The organism is Streptomyces albospinus (genome assembly GCF_014648695.1).
Taxonomy (GTDB): Bacteria; Actinomycetota; Actinomycetes; order Streptomycetales; family Streptomycetaceae; genus Streptomyces; species Streptomyces albospinus.
The window spans coordinates 67,721-72,058 of the sequence record NZ_BMRP01000011.1; the positions used below are offsets into that span (position 1 = coordinate 67,721).

Genomic DNA, 4,338 nt, shown 5'->3' on the forward strand with positions numbered 1-4,338 from the left:
GTGGTCGGGGGACGGGTGGGCGTACGGGTCGTACGGCTGCTGGTCGGGGTGCTGCGGCTGGTTGTCGCTCATGATCGGGTGCTCATCCTCCGGCGAACGGCGGCAGGACCTCGACGGTGCCGCCCTGGGCCAGCGGCACGTCCGCGTGGTTGCGGGTGCCGACCTGAACGCCGTCCACCAGGAAGGAGCAGCGCAGCAGGACGCGCGCGAACTCCGGGTTCGCGGCATGCGCGGTCCGGGCCGCGTCCAGCGCCTCGGCGAGGGTCGCCGCCGCGTACGGCTCCTCTGCCGTGCCGGCGGCGGCCTTGGCCGCGGCCCAGTAGCGCACGGTGCCAGTTGTTGTCACGGCGGCCTCTTCGTGTCGGGGGCTCTTGCCGCCTCCATGATGGCCTACGCGTCGGCCGGTCCGGCTCCGGGCAGATTCCGGCAAAGGCTGTCGGCGGAGCGCGGCGTTTCCGGCACGGATCGGAGAAATTCGGTTGCCGAGGGCAAGTGTTCGCATAGGCTCCCGGATGTGTTGGTCCGACTCGCGCGGGTGCATCTGCGGCCCTACAGGCGCTCGATAGCCCTGATCGTCCTGCTCCAGCTGATCCAGACGCTGGCGACCCTCTATCTGCCCACTCTCAACGCCGACATCATTGACAACGGTGTCGTCAAGGGCGACACCGGCTACATCTTCCGCGTCGGCGGATTCATGATCGCCGTGACGGCGCTCCAGGTCGTGTGCGCCGTCACCGCGGTCTACTTCGGCGCCCGTACGGCCATGGCGCTCGGCCGGGACATCCGGGCCGCGGTCTTCGACCAGGTGCAGTCCTTCTCGGCGCGGGAGGTGGGCGCGTTCGGCGCGCCATCGCTGATCACCCGCACCACCAATGACGTCCAGCAGGTGCAGATGCTGGTGCTGATGACCTTCACGATGATGGTCTCGGCGCCGATCATGTGCGTCGGCGGCATCGTCATGGCGCTCAACCAGGACGCGCCGCTGTCGGCCCTCCTGCTGGTCATCGTCCCGGTCCTCGGGATCCTCGTCTCACTGATCGTGCGCCGGATGCGTCCGCTGTTCCGCGGTGTGCAGACGCGCATCGACACCGTCAACCGGGTGCTGCGCGAGCAGATCACCGGTATCCGCGTCATCCGCGCCTTCGTCCGCGACCGGCACGAGCGCGAGCGGTTCGGCGCCGCCAACACCGATCTGTACGACGTGTCGCTGCGCGCCGGGCGGCTGATGTCGATGATGTTCCCGCTGGTCATGCTGATCGTGAACCTCTCCAGTGTGGCCGTGGTGTGGTTCGGCGGGCTGCGCATCGGCGGCGGCCGGATGGAGATCGGTGCGCTGACCGCGTTCCTCAGCTACCTGATGTACATCCTGATGTCGATCATGATGGCGACGTTCATGGTGATGATGCTGCCGCGCGCGGAGGTCTGCGCCGAGCGCATCCAGGAGGTGCTGGCCACCGACTCCAGCGTCACCCCGCCCGCGCACCCGGTCACCGCGCTGCGCCGGCACGGCGAACTGGAGCTGCGCAACGTGGAGTTCCGCTTCCCCGGCGCCGAGCAGCCGGTGCTCAAGGACGTGTCCCTGGTCGCCCGCCCCGGCGAGACCACCGCCGTCATCGGTTCGACCGGCTCCGGCAAGTCGACCCTCCTCGGGCTCGTACCGCGGCTGTTCGACGCGACCGGCGGCGCGGTCCTGGTGGACGGCGAGGACGTCCGCACCCTGGACCAGGAGACGCTGGCCACCGTCATCGGCCTGGTCCCGCAGAAGCCGTACCTCTTCTCCGGGACGGTCGCGAGCAATCTGCGGTACGGCAACCCGGAGGCGACCGACGACGAGCTGTGGCACGCACTGGAGACCGCCCAGGCCCGCGACTTCGTCGAGCGGATGGACGGCGGGCTGGACGCGGCCATCGCGCAGGGCGGCTCCAACGTCTCCGGCGGCCAGCGGCAGCGCCTGGCCATCGCGCGGGCACTGGTCCGCAAGCCGGAGATCTACCTCTTCGACGACTCCTTCTCCGCGCTGGACTACGCCACGGACGCGGCCCTGCGCGCCGCGCTGTCCCGGGAGACGGACCGGGCCACCGTGGTGATCGTCGCCCAGCGGGTCGCAACGATCCGCGGCGCCGACCGGATCGTGGTCCTCGACGAGGGCCGGATCGTCGGCACCGGCACCCACACCGAGCTGATGGCCGGCAACGAGACCTACCGGGAGATCGTGCTCTCCCAGCTCACCGAGCAGGAGGCGGCGTGACCACCGCGGACAAACGAGCGGCCGGTACGGGGACGTCCGCCGAAGGGGCTCCCGCGGCGGCGCCCGACGAGGCCCCGACGTCGGCCCCCCGGCGCGGCCCGGCCCCCGGCGCGGGCCCGATGGCCCGCATGATGGGCGGCCCGATCGACAAGTCCCTCAACTTCAAGGGCTCCGGCAAGCGGCTGCTGGCCCAGATGCGGCCGGAGCGCGGCATCATCGCCGTCGCGCTGCTGCTGGGCGTCCTGAGCGTGGCGCTGACGGTCGTCGGGCCCCGGGTCCTCGGCCGGGCCACCGACCTGATCATGGCGGGCATCGTGGGCCGCCGGCTGCCGGAGGGCATCACCAAGGCGCAGGCCGCCGACCACCTGCGGGCGCACGGCCAGGGCGGGCTCGCCGACATGCTCGGCACGATGCCGGTCGTCCCCGGCCACGGCATCGACTTCGGCGCCGTCGGCACGGTCCTGGTCGGGGCCGCGGCGATCTACATCAGCGCGGCCCTCTTCGGCTTCGTCCAGGCCCGGATCGCCACCCGGGTCGTCCAGCGCACCGTCTTCCGGATGCGGCAGCAGGTCGAGGAGAAGCTGGCCCGGCTGCCGCTGAGCTACTTCGACAAGCAGCAGCGCGGCGAGGTGCTCTCCCGCGCGACCAACGACATCGACAACATCCAGCAGACGCTCCAGCAGACCCTCAGCCAGATCATGGTGTCGGTGCTGACGATCCTGGGCGTGCTGCTGATGATGTTCTGGATCTCGCCGCTGCTGGCGCTGGTCGCGCTGGTGACCGTGCCGGTCTCGGTCCTGGTCGCCGCCAGGATCGGCAAGCGCGCGCAGCCGCAGTTCGTCCAGCAGTGGAAGACGACCGGCAAGCTGAACGCGCACATCGAGGAGATGTACACCGGCCACTCGCTGGTCAAGGTCTTCGGCCGCGGGCGGGAGTCCGCCGAGCTGTTCCGCGAGCAGAACGAGGCGCTCTACGCGGCCGGGTTCAAGGCCCAGTTCATCTCCGGGATCATCCAGCCCGCGATGATGTTCATCGGCAACCTCAACTACGTCCTGGTGGCGGTGATCGGCGGCCTCCGCGTCGCCTCCGGCGCGCTGTCCATCGGCGACGTCCAGGCGTTCATCCAGTACTCCCGCCAGTTCAGCCAGCCGCTGACCCAGGTCGCCTCGATGGCCAACCTCGTCCAGTCCGGTGTCGCCTCCGCCGAGCGGGTCTTCGAACTCCTCGACGCGGGGGAGCAGGCGCCGGACCCGGAGCGGCCGGTCCGCCCCGACGAGGTCAGGGGCCGGGTCGCCTTCGAGGACGTGTCCTTCCGCTACGTCGAGAACAAGCCGCTCATCGACGGCCTCTCGCTGGCCGTCCACCCCGGCCAGACCGTCGCGATCGTCGGCCCGACCGGTGCGGGCAAGACCACCCTGGTCAACCTGCTGATGCGGTTCTACGAGGTCAGCGGCGGCCGGATCACCCTGGACGGCGTCGACATCGCCGGGATGTCCCGCGAGGAGCTGCGCGGCAACATCGGCATGGTCCTCCAGGACACCTGGCTGTTCGGCGGCACCATCGCCGAGAACATCGCCTACGGCGCCCCCGAGGGCACCTCGCTGGACAAGGTCGTCGAGGCGGCCAGGGCCACCCACGTCGACCGGTTCGTCCGCACCCTGCCGGAGGGCTACGACACCGTCATCGACGAGGAGGGCGCCAACGTCTCGGCCGGCGAGAAGCAGCTGATCACCATCGCGCGGGCCTTCCTCGCCGAGCCGGCCATCCTCGTCCTGGACGAGGCCACCAGCTCGGTCGACACCCGCACCGAGGTCCTGATCCAGCACGCGATGGCCCAACTCCGCACCGGCCGCACCAGTTTCGTCATCGCGCACCGGCTCTCCACCATCCGCGACGCGGACGTGATCCTGGTGATGGAGAACGGCGCGATCGTGGAACAGGGCTCGCACGACGCCCTGCTGGCGGTCGGCGGCGCCTACGCCCGGCTGTACGCGGCGCAGTTCGCGGAGGCGGTCGCGGAGACCGAGTGACCCGCAGCGGCGCTCGTGCCGCGCCCCGCCGTTCGCGCGCTCGCCGCCGGCCCCACCGGG

The 4,338-nt window shown here is 70.7% G+C and carries 3 protein-coding genes; 2 read left to right on the forward strand and 1 reads right to left on the reverse strand.

Annotated features, from left to right (window positions below):
* Nucleotides 1-82: 82 nt before the first annotated feature.
* Entirely contained in the window at nt 83-346 is a 264-nt protein-coding gene (locus tag IEZ17_RS17105; RefSeq protein ID WP_189301011.1) for a MoaD/ThiS family protein, read from the reverse strand.
* Nucleotides 347-514: 168 nt separating this feature from the next.
* Between IEZ17_RS17105 and IEZ17_RS17110 the strand changes: the two genes are divergently transcribed.
* Both IEZ17_RS17110 and IEZ17_RS17115 read left to right on the forward strand, forming a co-directional pair.
* Nucleotides 515-2,248 (forward strand): ABC transporter ATP-binding protein, encoded by a 1,734-nt coding sequence (locus IEZ17_RS17110; protein WP_189301013.1) that lies wholly within the window; start codon nt 515-517, stop codon nt 2,246-2,248.
* A complete protein-coding gene (locus IEZ17_RS17115) occupies nt 2,245-4,278 on the forward strand; it encodes an ABC transporter ATP-binding protein (protein ID WP_373299844.1) in 2,034 nt (677 codons plus the stop codon). Before IEZ17_RS17110 ends, IEZ17_RS17115 begins: the two co-directional genes overlap by 4 nt.
* Nucleotides 4,279-4,338: the final 60 nt, after the last annotated feature.